The 23,627-nt window shown below is 65.7% G+C and carries 22 protein-coding genes and 1 tRNA gene; 6 read left to right on the top strand and 17 right to left on the bottom strand.

Features of this window, described 5'->3' with window-relative positions; genetic code table 11:
* Window positions 1-72: 72 nt before the first annotated feature.
* The 4 genes from BLQ58_RS25975 to BLQ58_RS25990 all read right to left on the bottom strand — a co-directional run bounded on the left by BLQ58_RS25975 (window position 73) and on the right by BLQ58_RS25990 (window position 3,684).
* A tRNA-Gln gene (locus tag BLQ58_RS25975) sits at window positions 73-149 on the bottom strand.
* Window positions 150-214: 65 nt separating this feature from the next.
* Entirely contained in the window at window positions 215-1,093 is an 879-nt protein-coding gene (gene ispE, locus BLQ58_RS25980) for a 4-(cytidine 5'-diphospho)-2-C-methyl-D-erythritol kinase (RefSeq protein WP_092603245.1), read from the bottom strand.
* 8 nt (window positions 1,094-1,101) lie between these two features.
* Window positions 1,102-1,716, bottom strand: coding sequence for a lipoprotein insertase outer membrane protein LolB (gene lolB, locus BLQ58_RS25985; RefSeq protein WP_092603184.1), 615 nt, complete (start codon window positions 1,714-1,716; stop codon window positions 1,102-1,104).
* Between the two features lie 147 nt (window positions 1,717-1,863).
* On the bottom strand, window positions 1,864-3,684 hold the full coding sequence (locus BLQ58_RS25990) for a tetratricopeptide repeat protein (RefSeq protein WP_254776166.1): 1,821 nt from the start codon (window positions 3,682-3,684) through the stop codon (window positions 1,864-1,866).
* A 273-nt stretch (window positions 3,685-3,957) separates the two neighbouring features.
* Between BLQ58_RS25990 and mutM the strand changes: the two genes are divergently transcribed.
* The 3 genes from mutM to mutY all read left to right on the top strand — a co-directional run bounded on the left by mutM (window position 3,958) and on the right by mutY (window position 8,397).
* A complete protein-coding gene (gene mutM / locus BLQ58_RS25995) occupies window positions 3,958-4,860 on the top strand; it encodes a bifunctional DNA-formamidopyrimidine glycosylase/DNA-(apurinic or apyrimidinic site) lyase (RefSeq protein ID WP_092603188.1) in 903 nt (300 codons plus the stop codon).
* A 358-nt stretch (window positions 4,861-5,218) separates the two neighbouring features.
* Complete coding sequence (locus BLQ58_RS26000) at window positions 5,219-7,162, top strand: dynamin family protein (protein ID WP_092603190.1); 1,944 nt, start codon at window positions 5,219-5,221, stop codon at window positions 7,160-7,162.
* A gap of 71 nt (window positions 7,163-7,233) precedes the next feature.
* Entirely contained in the window at window positions 7,234-8,397 is a 1,164-nt protein-coding gene (gene mutY / locus BLQ58_RS26005; RefSeq protein WP_092603192.1) for an A/G-specific adenine glycosylase, read from the top strand.
* Between the two features lie 36 nt (window positions 8,398-8,433).
* Here the strand turns inward: mutY and BLQ58_RS26010 are convergent, their stop codons facing one another.
* The 11 genes from BLQ58_RS26010 to BLQ58_RS26060 form a co-directional block, all read right to left on the bottom strand.
* A complete protein-coding gene (locus tag BLQ58_RS26010; RefSeq protein ID WP_092603194.1) occupies window positions 8,434-9,087 on the bottom strand; it encodes an LON peptidase substrate-binding domain-containing protein in 654 nt (217 codons plus the stop codon).
* 56 nt (window positions 9,088-9,143) lie between these two features.
* On the bottom strand, window positions 9,144-10,070 hold the full coding sequence (rapZ, locus tag BLQ58_RS26015; protein WP_092603196.1) for an RNase adapter RapZ: 927 nt from the start codon (window positions 10,068-10,070) through the stop codon (window positions 9,144-9,146).
* 117 nt (window positions 10,071-10,187) lie between these two features.
* Window positions 10,188-10,526 carry a PsiF family protein gene (locus tag BLQ58_RS26020; protein ID WP_092603198.1) on the bottom strand — a complete coding sequence of 113 codons (339 nt, stop codon included), beginning with the start codon at window positions 10,524-10,526 and terminating at the stop codon, window positions 10,188-10,190.
* Between the two features lie 196 nt (window positions 10,527-10,722).
* The gene (gene hprK, locus BLQ58_RS26025) at window positions 10,723-11,694 is read right to left on the bottom strand and encodes an HPr(Ser) kinase/phosphatase (protein ID WP_092603200.1); all 972 of its coding nucleotides are present in this window, start codon (window positions 11,692-11,694) and stop codon (window positions 10,723-10,725) included.
* A gap of 66 nt (window positions 11,695-11,760) precedes the next feature.
* Complete coding sequence (ptsN, locus tag BLQ58_RS26030; protein ID WP_066739687.1) at window positions 11,761-12,216, bottom strand: PTS IIA-like nitrogen regulatory protein PtsN; 456 nt, start codon at window positions 12,214-12,216, stop codon at window positions 11,761-11,763.
* Window positions 12,217-12,716: 500 nt separating this feature from the next.
* Complete coding sequence (gene raiA, locus BLQ58_RS26035) at window positions 12,717-13,070, bottom strand: ribosome hibernation-promoting factor, HPF/YfiA family (protein WP_066739680.1); 354 nt, start codon at window positions 13,068-13,070, stop codon at window positions 12,717-12,719.
* Between the two features lie 50 nt (window positions 13,071-13,120).
* On the bottom strand, window positions 13,121-14,602 hold the full coding sequence (locus BLQ58_RS26040; RefSeq protein WP_092603202.1) for an RNA polymerase factor sigma-54: 1,482 nt from the start codon (window positions 14,600-14,602) through the stop codon (window positions 13,121-13,123).
* Window positions 14,603-14,767: 165 nt separating this feature from the next.
* On the bottom strand, window positions 14,768-15,568 hold the full coding sequence (gene lptB, locus BLQ58_RS26045) for an LPS export ABC transporter ATP-binding protein (protein ID WP_092603204.1): 801 nt from the start codon (window positions 15,566-15,568) through the stop codon (window positions 14,768-14,770).
* A gap of 22 nt (window positions 15,569-15,590) precedes the next feature.
* Window positions 15,591-16,235, bottom strand: a complete 645-nt coding sequence (lptA, locus tag BLQ58_RS26050) for a lipopolysaccharide transport periplasmic protein LptA (protein WP_092603206.1) — start codon at window positions 16,233-16,235, stop codon at window positions 15,591-15,593.
* 64 nt (window positions 16,236-16,299) lie between these two features.
* Window positions 16,300-16,929 carry an LPS export ABC transporter periplasmic protein LptC gene (gene lptC / locus BLQ58_RS26055; RefSeq protein WP_092603208.1) on the bottom strand — a complete coding sequence of 210 codons (630 nt, stop codon included), beginning with the start codon at window positions 16,927-16,929 and terminating at the stop codon, window positions 16,300-16,302.
* A gap of 3 nt (window positions 16,930-16,932) precedes the next feature.
* Window positions 16,933-17,916 carry a KpsF/GutQ family sugar-phosphate isomerase gene (locus tag BLQ58_RS26060; RefSeq protein ID WP_092603247.1) on the bottom strand — a complete coding sequence of 328 codons (984 nt, stop codon included), beginning with the start codon at window positions 17,914-17,916 and terminating at the stop codon, window positions 16,933-16,935.
* A gap of 149 nt (window positions 17,917-18,065) precedes the next feature.
* Here BLQ58_RS26060 and BLQ58_RS26065 point away from each other — a divergent pair, with 149 nt between their 5' ends.
* Complete coding sequence (locus tag BLQ58_RS26065) at window positions 18,066-20,045, top strand: monovalent cation:proton antiporter family protein (protein WP_092603210.1); 1,980 nt, start codon at window positions 18,066-18,068, stop codon at window positions 20,043-20,045.
* Between the two features lie 9 nt (window positions 20,046-20,054).
* Here BLQ58_RS26065 and BLQ58_RS26070 read toward each other — a convergent pair whose 3' ends face one another.
* Entirely contained in the window at window positions 20,055-20,471 is a 417-nt protein-coding gene (locus tag BLQ58_RS26070) for a ribbon-helix-helix domain-containing protein (RefSeq protein WP_092603212.1), read from the bottom strand.
* Window positions 20,472-20,517: 46 nt separating this feature from the next.
* Window positions 20,518-21,096, bottom strand: coding sequence for a DJ-1/PfpI family protein (locus BLQ58_RS26075; protein WP_092603214.1), 579 nt, complete (start codon window positions 21,094-21,096; stop codon window positions 20,518-20,520).
* A 120-nt stretch (window positions 21,097-21,216) separates the two neighbouring features.
* On the opposite strand from BLQ58_RS26075, the gene BLQ58_RS26080 reads away from it, so the two are divergent.
* A complete protein-coding gene (locus tag BLQ58_RS26080) occupies window positions 21,217-21,789 on the top strand; it encodes an adenine phosphoribosyltransferase (RefSeq protein ID WP_066739657.1) in 573 nt (190 codons plus the stop codon).
* A gap of 145 nt (window positions 21,790-21,934) precedes the next feature.
* Window positions 21,935-23,611, top strand: a complete 1,677-nt coding sequence (locus BLQ58_RS26085; protein ID WP_092603216.1) for a Na/Pi cotransporter family protein — start codon at window positions 21,935-21,937, stop codon at window positions 23,609-23,611.
* Window positions 23,612-23,627: the final 16 nt, after the last annotated feature.

Here is a 23,627-nt window from a genome sequence, read left to right on the forward strand (position 1 = left end):
TGGGGGAGCTTTGCGCCACCGGCCAGCGCCGGTAGCGATATCTGCATGTCCGTTGGACACTATAGGAAGTAATGGCAGGGGAAGAAGGATTCGAACCTTCGAATGCCGGAATCAAAATCCGGTGCCTTGACCAACTTGGCGACTCCCCTACACAACCTTTAACGTCTGTCGCCGAACCGAACTTTACTTCAGTACTTCGCCAAACGAAAACCTGCTATGCGAATGTTGCGAGCGGGTGGTGAGACAAACTTTTCACACACCTGCCATCCCAATCGGACGGCAACCTTTCCATCACCTTCTGCGCATCCTGCTCGTCTTCAAAACGGGCAAATACGCAGGCTCCGGAACCGGTCATCCTTGCATGCGGACTATATTGTCTCAACCATTCAAGGGCTCGGGCAACTTCGCCGAACTTCGCTGTTGCTATCGCTTGCAAGTCGTTGCGACCGAAAGCGAATTTGTTTGTGCAAGCAGCGAAGTCCGCAACTATAGAGATCGGGGAATCCCTTGTCAAGCGTTCATCGGAAAAAATTGCTGCAGTCGGTACATGCTGGCGCGGATGGATGACCACGAACCAGCTTTCGGGCAGGTCGACGGGCGTCAGTTCCTCGCCCACGCCTTCGGCGAATGCGTTCTGGCCGAACACGAAGACGGGCACGTCGGCGCCCAGCGCAAGACCGATGCGCATCAGTTCTTCGCGCGGCACGCCCGTGCCCCAGAGATGGTTCAGCGCCAGCAGCGTGGTGGCCGCGTCGGACGATCCGCCTCCGATGCCGCCGCCCATCGGCAGGATCTTGTCGATGGCGATGTCCGCGCCGAACCGCGTGCCGCTGGCCTGCTGCAGCGCGCGTGCCGCGCGCACCACCAGATCGGTATCGGCAGGCACGCCGGGGATGTCCGTGACCCGCGCGATCACGCCGTCGTCGCGGCGGCGAAAGTGCAGGGTGTCCGACCAGTCGATCAACTGGAATACCGTTTGCAGCGTGTGGTAGCCGTCAGGGCGGCGGCCCGTCACATGCAGGAACAGGTTGAGCTTGGCCGGCGCGGGGCAGTTGCGCAGTTCGGCGGGTGGCAGGGCGGTGCCTGCGGTCATGGCTTGCGTCATTGTTCGGATTTGGGATCGATCACCAGCCGCACGGACAGCGGCGCTTCGTTGCCGTCGCGCGCCATGTCGATGCGGCGCGGCTGGGCGGAAGGGGCAGGGGTGCCCTCGGGCGCGTCCTGCCAGGTCACGTAGCGCACCGTCCAGCCGTTCTGCTTCAGCGTGTCGGGCCGTCCACTGGTGTCGCGCGTGACGCTGGAAGGCGCGCCAGGCGCGGGCCGCGCATGGAGCCAGTCGCGCATGCCGGAGACCGGCAGCGAGAAGCCCAGCGCCTGCTCCATCAGGCTGTCCACCTCGGGTGCATTGCGCGGCTTTTCGTTGGGCAGGTCGAGCGTGGCACCGGACGGGGTGCTGGTGACCACGGCCAGCGTCTGACCCAGCGGCGAGATCAGGTCGAGCCGCACATTGCGGCCCTGTTCCTGCCAGCGGAAGCTGCCCTGCACGCCCTCGCTGCGGCCGTAGCGTGTGTAGTTGGCGGCAAAGCGCCCGGTGTAGTGCTCGCTGCGCGCGGTCTCGCTGGCGTCGAAACTACGGGATGGCGTGATGGTGCTGCACGCGGCAAGCCAGAGCGGGGCAGCCACGCAGAGCAGGGCCAGGCGTCGGGATCGGAGCATGTGCAAGATGTCGGGAGTTGGACGGCGTTCGATGTTTGCTGGCGACACAAGGCGGCGGTCGGGGCGATGGCTTTACATCGGATGGATCGCCATAACGCAGCGCCCGGGCGCAGGGCCCGGGCGGCTAGGCATGATACCAATGCGGGGCTACTTGGACAGCGATACGCTCTGGTTGTAACGGCGCAGCGTGTCGATCAGCGTCGGATTCTCGGGCTCCACCTTGGCCGCCTCGGTCCACGTCTTGCGCGCTTCCTCGTGCTGGCCCAGTTGCCAGAGCACTTCGCCCAGGTGCGCGCCGATCTCGGCTTCGGGCGCCTTGCTGTAGGCAGTCTTCAGCAGGTCGGCGGCGGGCTGCAGTTCGCCCTGGCGATACTTTACCCACGCCAGGCTGTCCATGATGTACGGATCGTCTGGCCCAAGTTCCGATGCACGTTCAAGCAGCTTGCGCGCCTCGGGCAGGCGCTCGTTGCGATCGGCCAGCGAATAGCCGAGCGCGTTGTAGCCCTGCTTTTGCTCGGGCTGCAGCGCGATGACCTTGCGCAGGCCCTTTTCCATGCTGTCGTAACGCTTTTCGCGTTCGTCGAGCATGGCCAGCTCGTAGAGCCAGTCGGCATTCTCGGGCTCGACCTTCACGCGTTCGTTCAGCACCCTGCGCGCGCGATCGTAGGCCTTGGCTTCGAGCAGTGCGCCCACTTCGGCCTGGCGGATCGCGGTCATGCGCTGGGCGCGCTGCAACGGATCGGAAATATCCTCGGCATCGGCCAGCAGGTCGCCGAACACGGCCTGGGCGTCGTCGAGCTTGCCCATGCGCGCCAGCAACTGGCCGCGCTTGGCCTGCGCCGCGGTGGCCAGGCGGCCGTCCTCGATCTTGTCGAGCCATCCGATGGCCGCCGCGTAGTCCTTCTTTTCCTCGGCGATCTGGGCCAGGTACTGGTACGCGATGTCGGGGCTGGCAGCCGGCGACTTCTCGGCCATCTGCAGGTATTCCTTCAGATAGCGTTCGGCGTCGTCGTAGCTGCGGGCCTGCAGGCTGGTCAGGCCGAGCGCCAGCGGCACGCGCGGATCGTTCGGGGCCACCTTGCGCAGCACCTCGAATTCGGCGCGCGCGGCTTCCATGTCGTTCTTCTGCAGATACAGCCGCGCCAGCGTGATGTGGCCATTGACCGACGACGGCGACTTCGCCAGGAACCGCTTGAGCACCTCGATCGACTTGTCGGTGGCCGACTCGGCCTGCAGTTCGGCCGCCATCAGTGCGGCGGGCTCCAGGTCGGGCTTGATGCGCAGCGCCTGGTCCAGTTCGGCCAGCGCGCCGGCATTGTCGCCGGCGGCCTCGCGTGCACGCGCCAATGCCAGGTGCGTTTCGGCCAGCTTCGCGTCGTTGGCCGTGATGCGCTGGAGCACGCCCACCGCGCCCGTCGGATCGCTGGTACGGGCCATCTGCTGCTGCAGCAGCAGGATCGCTTCGCCGCGATGGTTGGCCGGCGCCGCCGCCAGTTGCTGCACCAGCAGCGGTTCGGCGTCTTCCCAGCGACCGTTGAGTACCAGCAGCGTCGACAGGACCTGCCGCGCGGCAGGCGATTTCGGCGCCAGGTCGGCCCAGAGGCGCGCACCGTCGAGTGCCTGCTGCGCGACGCGCGCATTGAAGGCGATTTCCGTGGCCCGTTGCGCCAGGCGCGGATCGCGCGTTTCCCGCGCCAGATCCATGTAGGTGCGGTAGGCCGGTCCCACCAGCCCGCGCTGCATCGAGATCTCGGCAGCCAGCACGCGGTACAGGATCTCCGGTGTCAGCGCGACGTTCGGCAGCGGCGTGCGTGCGGCCTTGGCGGCGGTTGACGGCGCAGGCACTTCGATGACTTCGTCATCGTTCTGCGCGACCGTTGCCGGAGCGGCGTTGGCCAGCGAAGCAAACGCCAGGCACGCGGCCACGCCCAGGGCGCGCGCATGGCGACGGAAACGGAATGTGTTCATCTGGATGGGTTCCGGGCGCATGGCTTGAGAGGGCAAGATGTTGTCCGGCATGAAAGCAAAGCTCCGGCGCACGGGGCGTGGGAATGGATGGGGGCATTGTAGCCTGCCGCTACAATGCGCTGCTTGCCCCGCGGGGCGCTTACGTATGGGAACCCGCACAATGCAGGCCTGGCGGCAGGGAATTCCCTGCGTCATTGGAGCGCAAAAGCAGCCCATAGGTTCTGCGAGGCTGGGAAAGCGGGGCCGGATTCCGGCCGAAAATCACGGGGTGCCATGCCAGAACTACCGGAAGTCGAAGTCACGCGGCGCGGATTGCTGCCGCACGTGGTGGGGCGCCGCATCGTCCAGGTGACCGTGCGTCATCGCGGACTTCGCTGGCCCGTGGAGCCCGAACTCGAGGCGCGCCTGACCGGCCGCGTGATCGGCCGCATCGAACGGCGAGGCAAATACCTGCTGCTGGAATGCCTGCCGGCGCCCACTGGCGGGCAGGGCCCTGGGCCCGGAGACGATTCGGCAGGCTGGCTGCTTGTCCACCTGGGCATGACCGGCACGCTCCGCGTGTATCCCGACGCGCCCCCGGCGGGCCCCCACGACCATCTCGACCTCGCGCTGGCACCGGCCGACGCATCGGATGAAGCGGAAGCCGGCCCCGTCATGGTGCTGCGATTCCGGGACCCCCGCCGCTTTGGCGCGATCGTCTGGACGCCGCTGGCCGAAGCGGCGCTGTCCGCACACCCGCTGCTGCGCAGGCTCGGCATCGAGCCGTTCGACCCGCGTTTCGACGGCACCTGGTTCCATCGGCTCACACGCGGCCGCTCGGTGGCGATCAAGCAGGCGCTGCTGGCCGGGGAAATCGTCGTCGGCGTGGGCAATATCTACTGCTCGGAAAGCCTGTTCCGCGCCGGCATACGTCCCACTACGCCGGCCGGGAAGATCAGCCTGGCCCGATACGAGAAACTGGCTGCCGCCGTGCGTGAAACGCTGACCGAAGCCATCGCGCGGGGTGGCAGCACGCTGCGCGACTTCGTGGGCAGCGACGGCAGCAGCGGTTACTTCCAGCTCGACTGCCTGGTTTACGACCGCGCAGGCGAGCCATGTCGCGTTTGCGGCACACCGATTCGGCAAATCGTCCAGGGTCAACGCTCGACCTTTTACTGCCCGCGTTGCCAGCACTGACCTGTCGCCCAAGGCCGCTCCCAGCGGTGTTGAGCCGGCAACATTCGGCGCCCGCTGACTCGGGGCCGACCATGGCAATCCGATGGCGAAATATTGTCGCAATCCATTGCCGATGGGTCGGCGCAACACTCCGGTCACAGAAGCACAACAAGGGACGTGAATTCCACAAAATGTGTCCGGAAACCTGTATCGTGTGCGCAGTCATAAAAAGTTACAAAAACTGCCGGATTCGCCCCTATGACAACGGCATCCGGCGGAACGAGTGGCTTCGGGTCCGCGGGTCAACGGACAAAGCCCGGTGCCAGTCGTGCAGTACGCGCCCAAAACCATAAATCCGAGCCGATACAGCGAATCACTCATGACGAGCCTCGCCCAACAATTCGAACAATATGGCGCCTGGAGAACCGGGGTCCTTCAGTCACTCGCCGAATTCCAGTCCTGGCTGCAACAGTACGATCTGCATGACGCCACCGCGGACGACCGCGCCCAGCGCATCCAGAACGTGCTCAAGAGCGACCGCCTCAAGGTGGCGTTCATTGCCGAGTTTTCGCGTGGCAAGAGCGAGCTGATCAACGCCATCTTCTTTGCCGACTACGGTCGCCGCATCCTGCCTTCGTCCGCCGGACGGACGACGATGTGCCCGACCGAGCTGCGCTACGACGAGCACGAACCGCCCTGCATCCGGCTGTTGCCGATCGAAACGCGCCTGCAGGACGCCTCGACGGCCGACTTCATGGAGCCCGGCTCGGCCAATTCGCACTGGACCACGGTGCCGCTGGACCCGTCGTCCCCCGAGGGCATGCTGGCCGCCTTCCAGCACGTGGTGGAAACCACGCGCGTGACGCCGGCCATGGCCGAATCGCTGGGCCTGTACAACGAGAACGATCCCGATGCCGCGTATTCGGTGGACGCCGACGGCATGGTCGAAATCTCGCGCTGGCGCCATGCGGTGATCAACTTCCCGCACCCGCTGCTGCGTCAGGGCCTGGTGATCCTGGACACGCCAGGCCTGAACGCGATCGGTACGGAGCCGGAACTGACGCTGCGGCTGATTCCCGATGCGCACGTGGTGGTGTTCGTGCTGGCCGCCGACGCCGGCGTGACCAAGAGCGATCTTGCGCTGTGGCGCAGCCACGTGGGCGCGGGCCATCGCCGCGGCTGCCTGGCCGTGCTCAACAAGATCGACGGCCTGTGGGATCCGCTGAAGTCGTCGCCCGAGATCGCGGGCGAGATCGCGCGCCAGGTTCGCAGCACGGCGCAGACGCTCGGCATCGAGGAGCGCCGCGTGTATCCGGTGTCGGCGCAGAAGGGCCTGGTGGCCAAGGTCACGCACGACCAGCCCCTGCTGGTGCGCAGCAACCTGATGCAGTTCGAGAACGTGCTGTCCGACCAGCTGATCCCGCAGCGGCGCGAGATCGTGTCCGACCAGGTGCATCGCCTGGTGCAGGAGATGTCGCGCGGTGCGCAGCAGCTGCTGCAGAGCCGCCGGCGCGATATCGTCGAGCAGCTGTTCGAACTGCGCGGCCTGCGCGGCAAGAACCACGCGATGGTCAAGCACATGCTGATGCGCGTGCAGAGCGAGAAGGAAGAGTTCGAGCAGAGCATCGCCAAGTTCCAGGCGCTGCGCCTGGTGTTCGGCCGCCACAGCGCCGACATCATCAAGAGCCTGCAGTTGCGCGACGTGCGCCGCACGATGCGCGACAAGCGCGAGCAGATGAAGGAGCGATTCTTCTCGCGCGGCCTGCGAGAGGACATGGAGGCGCTGTTCGGCCAGCTGGCCGGGCTGATCCAGGACGCCGACCAGAAGATTGCCGGCCTGCATCAGCTGGTGGACAGCATGTATCGCCGCTTCAACGCCGAGCATGGCTTCACGCTGCCGTCGCCGATGCAGTTCGTGACCTCGCGCTACGCGGCCGAGCTGCAGGAGACGCTGGCGCTGGTCAACGCGCACTTCGGCACCGTGAACATGCTGACGCGTTCGCGTCCGCAACTGGTGCAGAATGCGTTCGCGACGATGGCCAGCCGGGTGCTGGAAAACTTCCGCGACCTGAACCGCGACATCGAGATCTGGCTCAAGTCGGTAATGACGCCGCTGGAGGCGCAGGTGCGCGAGCACCAGAAGCAGTTGCGCCGCCGCGTGGATTCGATCGAGCGGATCCACGAGGCCACCGACACGCTGGAAAGCCGCATCGCCGAACTGGAGGACGTGCTGAACGGCCTGGACGAGCGCAGCACCAGGATCGAATCCTTCACGCGCAAGCTGGTGGAGGTGCCGGTCGAGGCTTCGGCGCGCGCTGCATAGCCGTTCCGCCATCGTTGGTATCATGTGGCGCCGCCTTCGAGCGGCGCCTTTTCTTTTCCAGACACCCCGCAATGCCCCGCAAGCCTTCAGCCGTGCCCGTGCTCCACGATGAAACCGCCGTACCCGCCGATTTCGGCATGCGTGTGGTCACATGGCAGCGCCAGCATGGCCGGCATGATCTGCCGTGGCAGAACACGCGCGATCCGTACCGCATCTGGCTCTCGGAGATCATGCTCCAGCAGACCCAGGTGGCGGCCGTGATCGAGTACTTCCGACGATTCGTCGCGGCCCTGCCCACCGTGGCCGCGCTGGCTGCCGCGCCAGCCGACGAGGTCATGGCGCTGTGGGCCGGCCTGGGCTATTACTCGCGTGCGCGCAACCTGCATCGCTGTGCGAAGGTGGTCATGGAAGACCACGGCGGCGTGTTTCCCACCGATCCCGCCGTGCTCGTCACGCTGCCCGGCATCGGGCGCTCGACGGCGGCGGCCATCGCCGCATTCAGCGCGGGCGTACGCTCGCCAATCCTCGACGGCAACGTCAAGCGCGTCTTTGCGCGCGTGTTCGGCATCCACGGCTACCCTGGCGAGCGCGCCATCGAGACGCGCATGTGGACGCTGGCCGGGCAGGCGTTGCCGCCGGCCGGACCGAACCAGGCCGAAGACATGGTGGCCTATACGCAGGGGCTGATGGATCTGGGCGCGACGATCTGCTCGCGTGGCAAGCCGGCGTGCCTGGGCGATGCGGACAGTTGCCCGCTCGCCGTGGACTGCGTGGCGCGCCGGGACGGCCTCACGGCGTTGCTGCCCACGCCCAAGCCGCGTGCCGCGATTCCCGAACGCAGCACGGTGATGCTGATCGTGCGCCATGGCCGGGATGTGCTCGTCAACCTGCGGCCCGACAGCGGCATCTGGGGCGGGCTGTGGAGCCTGCCTGAGATAGCGGTGGACAGCCTGCCGTTCGACGCGGAAGCCGCCGAGGACGCCGCGCTGGAAACGGCGCGGCAATTCGGCCAGCCCGTGCGCGCGCACCTCGCTGGCGAACTGACGCACGTCTTCACGCACTTCCGGCTGCTGATCCGTGCGGTCCGTGTGGACCTGGACGCGGCAACGCGGCCTGCCAACGGCGCAATGGGCGACGCGCGGCGCTGGCTGTCGCTGGACGATCTTGATGCTCTGGGCACGCCCGCCCCCGTGCGGCGCCTGCTCGAAGACCAGGCGCGCATCGGACTTTTCTGAATTCCTGAGTTTCTGGCGTTCCGGCGACCAGTGCCGTCAGACGATGTGGTGCTGCCGCATGTAGCGGTGGACGATTTCGATGCGCATGCCGGCATCGGGCAGCGCCATCAGCATCTGCTTGGCCTTGAGCGGCACGGGCAGCAGTTCGCATAGCCGGTTGGCCACCCAGGTCGGGTCGTCCCAGAGATAGGGTTCGGCAAACGGCAGCCGGGATTTGTCGGGCTGTTCGCTGTGCACCGAAGCCACGATGCGGCGCAGCGCCTCCAGGCACTCGCTCAGCAGCTCCAGCTTGCAGTCGATGACATCGTCGGGCAGCACTTCGGCCTGGGCCACCAGCAGTCCGTCGTCGCGCGTGGCGTGGGACAGCACGCGGAAGCGCCGCCGTCCGCGGGTCTCGATCAGCAGCACGCCCAGCTGCTCCATGTTGCAGTCCACGATCTGCGCCAGGCAGCCGATTTCCTCGGGCACCGTTTCGTGGCCGGCTCGTGCCACTTTCTCGCCGCTGGTGATCAGGCAGACGCCGAACGGCGTGCCATCGCGCATGCAGTTGCGCACCATGTCGACGTAGCGTTTCTCGAACACACGCAGTGGCAGGCGGCCGTCGGGGAAGAGTACCGTGTTGAGGGGAAACAGCGGCAGCGCCTCGATGATGGCGCCGGGGGATGCGGTGTCTGGGGGGAGTGTCGACATGCGATTGGCCGCTCCAGTGGCGGGACGGCGCCGGGGCCGCCCCTCAAGCCCGCGTGTCAGCCGGCCGGGGCCAATTCGCGGTGTCTGACCAGCACATTACCATGCGCCCGGAAATAGTTGGCGAGTCGTTCGGCGATGAACACCGACCGATGCTGGCCGCCCGTGCAGCCGATGGCCACGGTCAGGTAGCTGCGGTTGTCGGCAATGAAACTCGGCAGCCACTTCTCGACATAGGCACGGATGTCCTCGGCCATTGCCAGCACCATCGGCTGGCTCTGCAGGAAGTCCACCACCGGCGCGTCACGGCCGGTCAGCGGGCGCAGGGCCAGGTCGTAGTAGGGGTTTGGCAGCGAGCGCACATCGAACACCATGTCCGCGTCGCTTGGCACCCCGTGCTTGAAGCCGAACGATTCGAACAGCAGCGTGAGCGACTGGCCGCTGGTGCTGTCGTTGCGAATCAGCTCCTTGACCCAGCTGCGCAGCGTGTTGGTGCGCACATTGCTGGTATCGATGCGATGGGCCGACTCGGACAACGGGCTGAGCAGCTCGCGTTCCATTTCGATGGCTTCGATCAGCGACGTGCTGCCCGTTGCGCCCGGGGCGCCTGCGTCGGCCCCCTCCTGGACGCCCGGCTGCACACCGCCCGCGCCCACGTCGACACGGGGCGACAGCGGGTGGCGGCGCCGCGTCTCCGAATACCGCTGCACCAGCGCATCGGTATTGGCCGTCAGGAACAGCACCTGCACCTGATGATGGGCGGAAAGCTCGCGGACGGTGTCCGGCAGCCGCGCCAGCGACTCGCGGCTGCGAATGTCGGTGGCCACGCCAAGATGGGAATACCCCTGGTCGGCCAGATAGGCCGTGAGTTCGGGGATGAACTGGGCCGGCAGGTTGTCGACGCAGTAGTAGCCTGCATCTTCCAGGACGTTCAGGGCGACAGACTTGCCGGAACCGGAAATTCCGGTGATGAGAATGATCCGCATAGCGACGCAAGGATAGCACCGCAAGATAACCGCGTCATGACAGGTTGTCGCAGACAAAAATGGCGAATCGCAGAGGATTCGCCATTTTCGAGGGGAAATCGCCGTAATCGGGTCCGATCAGGTTGCCGGCTTGGCCGACAGGCACTCGCTCTGTGCCTTCTTGTATTCGTCGCCCTTCTTGCCCTTGTTGGCCTTGGAGCAGGCGGCCATCTTTTCCTGCTGGGTCTTCGGCTCGGCGGCGGCTGCGGGGCCGCTGGCCGACAGGCACTCGCTCTGCGCCTTCTTGTATTCGTCGCCCTTCTTGCCCTTGTTGGCCTTGGAGCAGGCAGCCATCTTTTCCTGCTGCGCGGTCTTGCCGGACTTCTCGGCAGCGGCCGGAGCCGAGGCGCCCTGGGCAAACGCGGCCGTGGCGAACAGGGGGGTAACCAGCAAACACATCGCGATCAGCTTCTTCATGCTTCTCTCCTGGCTGTGGAAACACATCGTGGCCGCGCGCCATGCTGGCGTCTGGCGGAACATGGGCTCGGCGCCCATTACAGCACAAAACGGCGGCCGCCCGCAGTTCGTTGACGAAGGGCGACGCCGGGCTTGTAAGCAAATGAAAAACGCCCGCGTGAAGCGGGCGTTTGCATGACGCGGTCGCGGCAACGGCTCAGAGCAGGCGACCCTGGCCGCGCGATACCACGTCCGCCTGCATGGCCGCGCGCTGGCGATCCATGAAGTCGCGCAGGGTATCGATGCCGCGTAGCCGCAGGATCGTGTTGCGCACGGCGGCTTCGACCAGAACGGCCAGGTTGCGGCCGGCTGCCACCTGGATCTTCACCATGTGGATCGGCAGCCCCAGCACGTCGAGGTACTGGGAATCGAGCGGCAGCCGTTCGAATTCGCCATCGTTGCGGCGTACCAGCTGTACCACGAGCTTGAGCTTCATCTTCCGGCGCACCGCCGTTTCGCCAAAGATCGTCTTGATATCGAGCAGGCCGAGGCCGCGCACTTCGAGCAGGTTCTGCAGCAGGGGCGGGCAACGGCCTTCGATGAAGTCGGGCCCCAGCCGGACGAAATCGACGGCATCGTCCGCCACGAGGCCGTGGCCGCGTGAAATCAGTTCCAGGCCGAGTTCGCTCTTGCCCAGGCCCGATTCGCCCATGATCAGCACGCCCATGCCGAGGATGTCGAGGAACACCCCGTGCATCGTCACGCGCGGCGCGGAGATGCGTGACAGGTACAGGCGCAGATGGTCGATCACGGCCGCCGAGGACACCGGCGTGGTGAACAGCGGGGTCGACGAGCGCGTGCAGCGCAGTTCCAGGTCGGGCGGGGGCTCCATGCCGTCGGCCACCACCAGGAATGGCGGCTCCAGCAGGATCAGTTCCCCCATCTGGCGCTTGCGCGGTTCGTCGTCCAGGCGCTGGTAATACTGGATTTCCGGCTTGCCCAGCACCTGGATCCGGTTCGGGTGGATCAGGTTCAGGTGGCCCACCAGATCGGCGGCGGAAGTGGCTTCGCGAGCGAATTCGACGTCGAAGGCGCGGTCGGCCCCTTCCAGACCGGCGACCCACGACAGTTTGATGTCGGCTGCGTTGTCGTCGAAGATCGACTGCGAGGTGACGCCGGTGAGTTCCATTCGGGATGCTTTCTACGAGGGGGGCGGTATGGCTTCAGGCGGCCAGCCAGGCCGGCCTGCGGATCGTCACGGATGCCATTCGGTCAGCAACTGGTGGACGGCTTCGGGCGTGGGCAGCGTCGCCAGGCCTTCGCGCATCTCGCGGTCCGACAGCAATTGTGCGATTTCCGAGAGGATTTCGAGGTGCTGCTGCGTGGCCTGTTCGGGCACCAGCAGGAAAATCAGCAGCGAGACCGGCTTGCCGTCGGGCGATTCGAACGGAATCGGCTCGGCCAGGCGCATGAAGCCGGCCAGTGGCTGCTTCAGGCCCTTGATACGGCCGTGCGGGATGGCCACGCCGGCACCCAGGCCGGTCGAGCCCAGCGATTCGCGGGCGAAAAGATTGTCCGTGACGGTGGCGCGGGCCACACCATGGTTGTTCTCGAACAGGAGCCCGGCTTGCTCGAAGACCCGCTTCTTGCTGGTGACGGTGACGTCGAGGTGGATGTTGCCGGGTGGCAGCAATTTGGCCAAACGATTCATGGGCGATGCACGAGAAGTCAGGTTGGCGATACGGCGCACAAACGCCGTCCCGCCGGATGGGGCAATTCAGGATATCGAGTGCTTGGTGGACGCCCGCATTGGAGCGTCCGGCTCATTATAGAGCAGGGCCACAGCGCGCTTGTGCACTGCAGCGCCGGCGCCGCGGGTGGTGCCGCGGATCGGCCGGCCGGATTGCCCACCCGGATATTGCCGCCGGCGCGTGCATGATCTTCCGTCATGCGGTATGCCGTGCGAGTCACCGGGACCGTTCTGCCTGTCGTTCTTGTATGGCGCAGCATACACCGAGCCGCGCCAGATGCGAACACCTCCGGCGAATCAAATGGTTTCCGCCGTGGTGCTAAGGTAACGGAGAATTTCAGCCCGGCCAGGGCGGGCGGCCATCAAAAAAGCCGCGCAGATGCGCGGCTTTGCTCTCTTCCTGTCAGTCCTCTCGGTGGACGCTGTTGTCCGCCACAAGGGGCAGTTAAGGATTTGCCAGCCTATTGTTGCTGCAGTTGGGCTTCAGCCATCTGGTACTTGACCGCTTCCCGGTCATGACCTTGCACGCGGTCCTTGTAGCGGATCACCTGCCGGTCGAGCTTGTCGACCAGACAATCGATCGCCGCGTACAGGTCTTCATGGTGCGCTTCGACGAAGATGTCCTTGCCCTTGAGATGCAGATTGATTTCCGCGTACTGACGCTTGTCCTTTTCCTTGTGGTTGTCGACAGATAGCAGCACGCTCACGCCAATGACCTGATCGAAATGCCTGACAATTCGCTCCAGTTTCGTTTCCACATACTCACGCAGCGGCGGCGTGATGTCGAGGTGGTGTCCACTGATCTTGAAGTTCATAGCGCTTCTCCTTCTGAAAGAGCCGCACCAGGCAGGCGGTTGCGGCTCGGCTACAAAGACTTGCGGAGATTGACTGCGGGGATCTTCAGTGCTTCGCGATATTTGGCCACCGTGCGGCGTGCGACCACAAAGCCCTGTTCGCCCAGCAATTCGGCGATGCGGCTGTCGGAAAGAGGATTCCTGGGTTCTTCGGCTCCTATCAGTTGCTTGATCAGCGCGCGGATCGCCGTGGAAGAGGCCGCGCCGCCCGTCTCCGTGGAGACGTGGCTACCAAAGAAGTACTTCAACTCGAAAGTACCCATTGGCGTGGCCATGTATTTGTTCGTGGTCACCCGGGAAATGGTCGACTCATGTAAACCGAGTGTATCGGCAATTTCCCGCAAAACCAAGGGGCGCATCGCTATTTCGCCGTGCGAAAAAAAGTTCTTCTGACGCTCCACAATCGCCTGCGCCACACGCAGGATCGTGTCGAATCTCTGCTGGATGTTCTTGATAAGCCACCGGGCTTCCTGCAGCTTCTGCTGCAGTCCCGCAGCCCCCGCTTCTCCTTTTGCACCGCGCAAGATCTGCGCGTACATGTCGTTGATGCGCAGGCGCGGCATCACGTCCGGATTCAGCTGTGCAATCCAGCCGCTGCCGCTCTTGCGCACGAACACATCGGGCACCACGAAATCGGCCTCGGGCCGGCTGTACGCATGCCCTGGGTACGGTGCCAGCGAGCGGATCAGATCGTGCGCCGCCTTTAGTGCAATTTCGTCAACCTGGAGTGCTTTCTTGAGGCGCGTGTAATCCCTGACTGCCAGCAACTCAAGATGATGATTGACGATGGACAGGGCCAGTTCGCGCTGCGGATGCTGCAGCCGCTTCAACTGCAGGCTCAGGCATTCGGCGGCATTGCGCGCGCCCACCCCCGGCGGATCGAAGCTCTGCAGCAGCGTCAGCATGGCCTGCACTTCTTCCACCTCGAATTCCAGTTCTTCGGGCAGCTCGGTGCAGATTTCCTCGAGTGACGCACTCAGGTATCCGTCGTCGTCGAGCGATTCGATCAGGAAGATGGCGAGGCCCTTGTCGCGCGCCGAAATCTTGAGCGGCGTCAGCTGTTCCATCAGGTATTCGCGCAGCGTCGGGTCCGCATCGCGCAACTGCATCGGCGTCTTTTCGTCTTCGTCGTTCTGCGGACGGCGCGCGAAGTCGTCGAGGCTCCAGTCGTTGCCGTAGTCCTCGCCGCCGGAATCGCTGAAGCCTTCTTCGTCGCCGCCGGACGCACGCTCGCTGCGGTCGTCGCCATTGGCCTGCGGCTCGGCCGGGGCCGGCGCGGGGGCGCTCTGCAGGTTGACCGAGCCGTCAGCCGCCACGCGCAAGGGGCTTTCGATCCAGTCGTTCTCGCGTTCCAGCAGCGGGTTTTCCGTCAGTGCCTGTTCCACCTCCTGTTGCAGTTCGAGCGTGGAAAGCTGAAGCAGCCGAATGGACTGCTGCAGTTGCGGCGTCAGGGCCAGATGCTGGGAGAGGCGGAGCTGAAGCGAAGGTTTCATGCGACCTATTCTATGCGCATCTTTCCGTTGTTGGAACGGAATTTGCTACAACCTATCGCTTCGGCGTCCTGATCGGAAACGGCTTTGAAATAACCGTGGGCAAGTGCGGTAAAAATGACCTGCCGGTGACCTGCCGAAAGTGCGGCCGGAGAGGCGGCCGCGGGCTCACATGCGGAAGTTTTCGCCCAGGTAGACGCGTCGTACCGACTCGTTGGCGATGATTTCCTCGGGCTGGCCGGCGGCCAGCACGGTGCCTTCGCTGATGATGTACGCGTGGTCGCAGATGCCCAGCGTTTCCCGCACGTTGTGGTCGGTAATCAGCACGCCGATATTGCGCGCCTTCAGGAAGCTGACGATACGCTGGATTTCGCCCACGGCGATCGGGTCCACGCCGGCAAACGGTTCGTCCAGCAGGATGAAGCGCGGCGACGACGCCAGCGCGCGCGCGATTTCCACGCGGCGGCGCTCGCCGCCCGACAGCGACAGCGCCGGATTATTGCGCAGGTGCGCGATCTGCAGGTCGTCAAGCAGCGAATCCAGGCGGCGTTCGATCTCGGCCTTGGGCAGCGGCTTGCCGTTTTCCACCTGCAGTTCCAGCACCGCGCGGATGTTCTCTTCCACGTTGAGCTTGCGGAAGACCGACGCTTCCTGCGGCAGGTAGGAAAGGCCCATGCGGGCGCGTTCGTGAATGGCCAGTCCGCTGATGTGCTCGTCGTCGAGCACGATGTCGCCTTCGTCCAGCGCCACCAGCCCCACGATCATGTAGAACGACGTGGTCTTGCCAGCGCCGTTGGGGCCGAGCAGCCCCACCACCTCGCCGCTTTTCACATCGAGCGACACGTCCTTGACCACCGTGCGCGTACCGTAGCGTTTCTTCAGGTGACGCACGACCAGCGTGCTGCTGTCGGTGCGGACGGCCGATGCGGAGGACGGGGCAGAGGCGGCGAGCGTGGCGGAATCGTTCATCAGGACTGGCTGGAGTAAGACGTTAAGGCTTGGGCGTGGTGGACGGCTTCAGGTCCAGCGGCGCGCCGGCCGCGGCGGGAGCGCTGGCGTCCGAGCGCGGCGACAGCACCGCGCGCACGCGGCCCGAGGTATTGCCGGCCGTGGTGTTGTTGTCGCCGCCAGCGGCGGTGTAGTACTCGTTGCGGCTGTCGTAGGTAATGACCGCGCCGCGGATCTCGTCGATGATCTTCGCGCCGACGCCCGACACGCGCGCCGCGCGGGCGTGCCCGATCAGCTTGTTGATCTCCGACTTGCCGTCGTATTCGATGCGGTCGCCCCAGCCGTCGATGTACTCGTCCACGCCGTCCCGCTTCTGGCGGATATACGCCTGACGGCCGGGCTTGGACGTGGCGATGGCGTACTGGTAGCCCTCGGGGTCGGTGCGCAGTTCGGCCGCGTCGGACTTCAGCACCATGGTGCCTTTGGTCAGCACCACGTTGCCGGTGAGGGTGTAGATCTGCTTGACGTCATCGTAGCTGGCGTTGTCGGCCTCGAGCACCAGCGGCTTGCCCTGGTCGGCGCGCTCGGCAAAGGCCGGTGCGGCCAGCGTCAGGCCGAGGGCGGCGATGGTCGCCAGCAGGGCGGGCGCGAGGCGGCGACAGGGCGATGTCGTCAGGGATGCAGTCATGGTTGGCGAATGGTGAGATAAAGACGGCGGCCAGGATGCGCCGGAGCGTTTGCGTCCCCCGGGGTCACTGGGTCCTGGCCTGCCCCTGCGGCGAGTTCATGATGATGGTGCCGCGTACGTTACCCAGCAATTGTACTTCGCGGGTGACGTTGTTGAAGATCATGCCGTTGGCTGTCATGACCGACGGGCCGCGCGTCAGCTCCACCGCCTTGTCGGTCTTGACGATGTCGTCATTGACCAGCAGCTGGAAGTATTGCGATGCCGCCGTCATGCGCGGATCCTTGGACGGGTCGATGCCGGCCTGCCGGACCACGAACGCATTGCCGTAGAGATCGATGATCGAACCTTCGGCGTTCATGGTGCCGCGCTGTGAGTTGGCCGTCACGGGCGGGCGGTCCGGCTCGTACGAACGCATCGCCGGCGTGGTCACCTCGTAGGTCTGGTCGTCCTCGAAGTGCACCATCTTGACGCCCGTGAAGCGCAGCTTGGTGGTGCCGTCCTCGGCCAGTTCGGTGGCCGAGAATCGCTCCATCCAGTAGTCGGGCTCATGGCGCTTGGCGCGCGACTGCTCGCTGGCCTCGCGCGGCGAGTTCAGCTGCACCAGCCAGAACGTGCTGCCGGCGACGATGGCCATCAGCAGCAGCGGCAGCAGCCGCATGATCATGCCGGTGAGTCTGGACAGGAAGTCCGGCATCGTTCAGATGACCTTGGCGCGCGTCAGGTCATGGATATGGAGCGCGCCCACCAGGCGGCCGTCGCCATCGACGACGAGCAACTGGTTGATGCGGTTCGTTTCCATGATCTGCACGGCTTCCACGGCGAGCTGGTCCAGATGGACCGTACGCGGGTTGTGGTGCATGACCTCGCCGATCGGGACGGTCTTCCAGTCGCGCGGGGTTTCCAGCAGGCGGCGCAGGTCGCCGTCGGTGAACACGCCCACGGCCCGGCCGTCGGGGTCCACCACGGCGGTCATGGCCATGCCCTTGCGCGTGATTTCCATCAGCGCCTGGGCCAGCGGCGTGCTTTCGCGCACCTCCGGCACGGCGTTGCCGGTGCGCATGACATCGCGCACGTGGGTCAGCAGCTTGCGGCCCAGCGCACCGCCCGGGTGCGAGCGGGCAAAGTCTTCCTCGCCAAAGCCGCGGGCGTCGAGCACGGCCACCGCCAGGGCGTCGCCCAGGGCCAGCGCGGCCGTGGTGCTGGCCGTGGGGGCCAAATTCAGCGGGCAGGCTTCCTGCGCCACGGCGCCGTCCAGGTGGGCGTCCGACAGCTTGGCCAGGTTCGATTCGGGGTTGCCCGTGATCGAAATCAGCCCGGCGCCAATGCGCTTGACGATCGGAACGATCGACAGCAGCTCGGCCGTTTCACCGGAATTCGAGAAGGCGATCAGCACGTCGTCGCGCGTGATCATGCCGAGGTCGCCATGGCTGGCCTCGGCCGGATGGACGAAGAACGATGGCGTGCCCGTGGACGCCAGCGTGGCGGCCACCTTGCGGCCGATATGGCCTGACTTGCCGATGCCCGAGACCACCACGCGGCCCGTACAGCCGAGAATCATCTCAACGGCCCGGGTGAAGGCGGGGGTCAGGCGGCCGGCCAGCGCCGAAACGGCGTCGGCCTCGATCTGGAGGGTGTGGCGAGCGAGCGCGAGTGCTCGATTCGCATCGAAATTGGCTATCATGGCGCTGGAGTATACCAACGAATGCGATGGCGTCTGGCCCGGCAACCCGCCCGGCTGCCCGGACGACCGCCGCGCTTGCCGTCTTTTGCCGGCGGGGTGCAGATGCCGGCTCAGGCGCGTGCCCGGCCGTCGTTTTTGAAGCCTGCCGAATGCATTCTCCGCTGGAACTGACCCTCGTGCTGCTGGCCGCCGCCGTTTTTGGCGTGGTGGCCTTCCGCATGCTGCAACTGCCGCCCATGCTGGGCTACCTGGCGGTTGGCATCCTGATCGGCCCCCACGCACTGGGGCTGGCCAGCGATACGGGTCAGACCAAGTACCTGGCCGAATTCGGCGTGGTCTTCCTGATGTTCTCGATCGGCCTGGAGTTCAGCCTGAGCAAGCTGCGCGCCATGAAGCGGCAGGTGTTCGGGCTGGGCGGGTCGCAGGTGGCGCTGTCGCTGCTGGCCGTGCTGCCGGCCAGCTGGCTTTTCAGCTGGGCGTTCCCGCTGAGCTGGCAGGCGTCGGTGGCGCTGGGCGGCGCGCTGGCCATGTCGTCGACGGCCATCGTCGTGAAGATGCTGTCCGAGCGCATGGAACTGGAAAGCGAGCACGGCCGCAACATCATCAGCGTGCTGCTGTTCCAGGATCTGGCCGTGGTGCCGCTGCTGATCATCATCCCGGCGCTGTCGCGCGACCCCGGCGACCTGGCCTGGGCGCTGGGGCTGGCCACGGTCAAGATCGTGGTGGCCCTGGGCCTGATCTTCTTTGTCGGGCAGCAGCTGATGAGCCGCTGGTTCCACATCGTGGCGGCGCGCCGGTCGCAGGAACTGTTCATGCTGAACCTGCTGCTGGTCACGCTGGGCATGGCCGCGCTGACCGAGCGGCTGGGCCTGTCGATGGCGCTGGGCGCGTTCATGGCCGGCATGCTGATCTCCGAGACCCCGTACCGCCACCAGGTGGAAGAAGACATCAAGCCGTTCCGCGACGTGCTGCTGGGCCTGTTCTTCGTCACCATCGGCATGTTGCTCAACGTGCGCGTGGTGTTCGACCATATCTGGCTGGTGCTGGGCCTGCTGGTGCTGCCGATCCTGTTCAAGCTGGTGCTGATCACCGGCCTGGCGCGGCTGTTCGGGTCGCGCCAGGGCGTGGCCATCCGTACCGGCCTGGGGCTGGCGCAGGCCGGCGAATTCGGTTTCGTGCTGCTGAACCAGATCGACGGCATGGGGCTGGTGGACCCGGTGCTGATCCAGGTGATCCTGGCGTCGATGCTGCTGTCGATGCTGGCCGCGCCCTTCCTGATCCAGTACAGCGACGCTATCGTGCTGCGCTTTGCCGCCAACGAATGGCTGATGCAGTCGCTGAACATGACCCGCATCGCGGCCCAGAGCCTGCAGACCGAAAAACACGCCATCATCTGCGGCTACGGCCGCAGCGGGCAGAACCTGGCGCACATGCTGGAGCGCGAGGGCATTACCTATGTGGCGCTGGACCTCGACCCCGACCGCGTGCGCGAGGCCGCCGCGGCCGGCGACACCGTGGTCTATGGCGATGCCGGGCGGCGCGAATCGCTGATCGCCGCCGGTATCCACCGGGCCGCGCTGGTGGTGATTACGTACGCCAATACGGCGTCGGCGGTGAAGGTGCTGCACCACGTGCAGGAACTGGCGCCCGCGATGCCGGTGATCGTGCGCACCGTGGACGATTCGGAACTCGACACGCTGCAGAAGGCCGGGGCCACCGAGGTGGTGCCGGAAATCATCGAGGGCAGCCTGATGCTGGCGTCGCACGCGCTGGTGCTGCTGGGCGTGCCGATGCGCCGGGTGGTGCGCGGCGTGCAGCAGGCGCGCGACGCGCGCTACAGCCTGCTGCGCGGCTACTTCCATGGCCGCGACGACGAGGAGGACATGGTGGAGCGCGATACCGTGCGGCTGCATTCGGTATCGCTCGGGCCCGAGCATACGGCCGTGGGGCGGCGCCTGGGCACGCTTGGGCTGGAGCGGATCGGCGTGGAGGTCACGGCGGTGCGCCGGCGCGGCATCCGGGCCTTCGATCCCCAGCCCGAAACCGTACTGGAGCCGGGCGACATCGTTGTGCTGCGTGGCACGCCGGAGGCGCTGGAATCGGCCGAAGAACGGCTGGTGAGGCAGTAGGCGGCTGCGTCAGGCGGGGTGTGTTTGCCGTCCGCCCTGGCTGGCCGGTCGGCGGGCGCTGGCGCCATCCACCCAGGACGCGGGCAAATCACTCAAGACCGCCCGGGCGTCGAGCGACCGGATCGGCACGTTGGTATCGGCGGGAATGCGGCCTTCGTTCTGCAGCAATAAGTATCGCATGCAGCACACGCGCAGGAACGACGCGAAGTTGGCGGTGAGCGAGGCCTCGCCGCGATGTTCGGCAAGTTCGTCGTGCAGGCGCGCCAGCAGCTGGTTGACGCTCATGCCGTCGCGCTGCGCCAGTTCTTCCAGCACTTCCCAGAAGAGGGTTTCCAGGCGGATGCTGGTCGCCACGCCGTGCAGGCGCAGCGACCGCGACTGGGTCTGGTACGAATCCGGATTGGCTCGGATGAAGATCTCACACATGCGAACTCCCGTGCGCCGCGGCCGGGCTGGCCGCGTTCGGAAGCCTCTACTCTACGACCCGCGTTCCCAGCACGGCAAGAAACTGTGCCAGCCAGGCCGGATGTGCCGGCCACGCCGGGGCGGTCACGAGGTTGCCGTCGGTATGGGCCTGGTCCACGGGGATGTCGGCGTACTTGCCACCGGCCAGTCGTACTTCGGGCGCGCAGGCGGGGTAGGCCGAGCAGGTGCGGCCTTCCAGCACGCCGGCGGCCGCCAGCAGCTGGGCGCCATGGCAGACTGCCGCGATCGGCTTGCTGGCCTGGGCGAAGTGGCGCACGATCTCGATCACCCGGTCGTTCAGGCGCAGGTATTCGGGCGCGCGGCCGCCCGGAATCACCAGGGCGTCGTAGCTGGCCGGGTTCACGTCGGCGAAGGTGGCATTGAGCGTGAAATTGTGGCCGCGCTTTTCGGTGTAGGTCTGATCGCCCTCGAAGTCATGGATGGCGGTGGCGCAGGCGTCACCGGCCTTCTTGTCGGGACAGACCGCGTGCACCGTGTGGCCCACCATCTGCAGTGCCTGGAACGGCACCATGGTCTCGTAGTCCTCGGCGAAATCGCCGACCAGCATCAGAATCTTCTTTGCCATAGCTGTCTCCTGTATGGTTACGGGTTGCGGACGCCCAAGCGGCCAGGCCATTGTGCGGCGGCCAGGCGGATCGCGGGTGGTAGCCCGTTACCGCATGAACTCTTTCCAGACAGATTCCCCATGGCAGATCCCATCATCCAGTCCCCCGATCTCGGCGATGTCACCGGCTACCTGCGTGACCGCATCCGCACCGTGCCGGACTGGCCGCAGCCCGGCGTCCAGTTTCGCGACATCACCCCGCTGCTGCAAAACCCCAAGACGCTGCGCGTGCTGATCGACGTGTTCGTCCACCGCTACATGGACCAGCAACTGGACCTCGTAGCCGGCATCGACGCCCGCGGCTTCATCCTGGGCTCGATCATCGCGTACGAGCTGAACCTGGGCTTCGTGCCCATCCGCAAGAAGGGCAAGCTGCCGTTCCAGACCGTGGCCGAGGAGTACGAGCTTGAATACGGCAGCGCCACCGTGGAAATCCACGCCGATGCCTGCAAGGCCGGCGACCGCGTGCTGCTGATCGACGACCTGATCGCCACGGGCGGCACCATGATGGCCGGCCGCAAGCTGCTGGAACGCCTGGGCGCCACGGTGGTGGAGGGCGCGGCAATCGTCGATCTGCCCGAGCTGGGCGGTTCGAAGCTGCTGCACGGCAGCGGCCTGCCGCTGTTTACGGTCTGCAAGTTCGAAGGCCACTGACCTCGACGCAACGCTTCGGCGGACGTCGGACCCCGTCCAATTGCCCCGTATGACAGCGGGGCGCATAATGCCCCTTTGATAACAACGCGATGACCGGGCGGCACGCCTCCTGCCACCCGCCGGCACCGGTCACAAGGGACGCACAATGGGCGTACTGCTTCATCTCCTCTCCGGCGTGGCGCTCCTGGTCTGGGGCACCAATATCGTCAAGGTCGGCATCCTGCGCGTGTACGGTGCCAATCTGCGCCATGTGCTATCCGCCAGCGTGTCGAACCGCTTCAAGGCATTCGTGGCCGGCCTGGGCGTGACCGGGCTGGTGCAGAGCAGCAATGCCACCGCCGTCATCGTCAGCTCCTTCGTGGGCCAGGGCCTGATCGCCGTGGCCCCGGCGCTGGCCATCATGCTGGGCGCGAACGTGGGCACGGCCGTGATGGTGCAGGTGTTCTCGCTCGACCTGTCGTGGTTGTCGCCGCTGCTGATCTTTGTCGGCGTGATCCTGCATCTGAGCTGGAAGGGCAGCAAGGCCGGCCACGTGGGCCGGGTGCTGATCGGGCTGGGCCTGATCACGCTGGCGCTGGAGCTGATTTCGATTGCCACGCGCCCGGTCGTGCAGGCCGCCGGCGTCAAGGTGCTGTTCAGCACGCTGACCGGCGACGCGGCGCTGGACATGCTGATCGGCGCTTTCCTGACCATCCTCTGTTATTCCAGTCTGGCCGTGGTGCTGTTCTGCGGCGCGCTGGCGTCGGCCGGCGTGGTGTCGATCCACGTGGCGCTGGCGCTGGTGCTGGGCGCCAACCTGGGCTCCGGCATCTCCGCGCTGCTGACCACGTCGGGCAACAACCAGCCCGGCAAGCGTGTGACACTGGGCAACCTGCTGTCGCGGCTGCTGGGCTGCGTGATCGCTCTGCCGCTGCTGACCCAGGCCGAGGACCTGCTGGCCCATCTGGATGCCGATCCGCAACGGCTGATCGTCAATTTCCACCTGTTGTTCAATGTGGCGCTGGCCGTGGTGCTGCTGGGGGCCACGGCGCCGCTGGCGCGCCTGTGCGAAGCCATCCTGCCCGGCCGCAACACCGGCGACAGCCAGGTGACGCCGCGCCACCTGGACCCCGCCGCGCTGTCCACGCCCACGCTGGCGCTGTCGAATGCCGCGCGCGAGGTGCTGCGCATCGGCGACCGCGTGGAGCAGATGCTCGACAACCTGCTGCGCGTGCTGCGCACCAACGACCTGAAGCTGGCCAACGCCACGTGCCGGATCGACAACGAGGTGGACGACCTGTACACCGCGATCAAGCTCTACCTGACCCAGATCAGCACCGAGGCGCTGGACGAACGCGACGGCCAGCGCTGGACGGAAATCATCTCGCTGACCATCAACCTGGAGCATGCGGGGGATCTGATCGAGCGTGTCATCGTCGACGCCCGGGAGAAGAAGATCGCGCACAACCTGTCGTTCTCGGAGGCCGGCATGCAGGAAATCGCCGAGATGCACGCGCGCGTCGTGGGCAATCTGCGCCTGGGTTTGTCGGTGTTCCTGACCGGCGATATCCGCAGCGCACAGCAGTTGATGGCCGAGAAGGCCAATTTCCGCGACCTGGAACGCAAGTACGCGCGCTCGCACCTGCAGCGCGTGGCTGTCCAGACCGTCGAAAGTATCGAGACGAGTTCGCTGCACCTGGACGTGATCAGCGAAATGAAGCGGCTCAATTCGCTGTTCTGCGCCACTGCCTACCCGGTGCTGGAGCAGGCCGGGCTGATGAACCGCAGCCGCATGAAGGAAGACACGCCCGACAAGATCGGCGACGTGGCGGAGGCGCGCTAGGCACGCCGCCCGCCTG

The organism is Ralstonia sp. 25mfcol4.1 (assembly GCF_900104095.1).
Lineage (GTDB): Bacteria > Pseudomonadota > Gammaproteobacteria > Burkholderiales > Burkholderiaceae > Cupriavidus.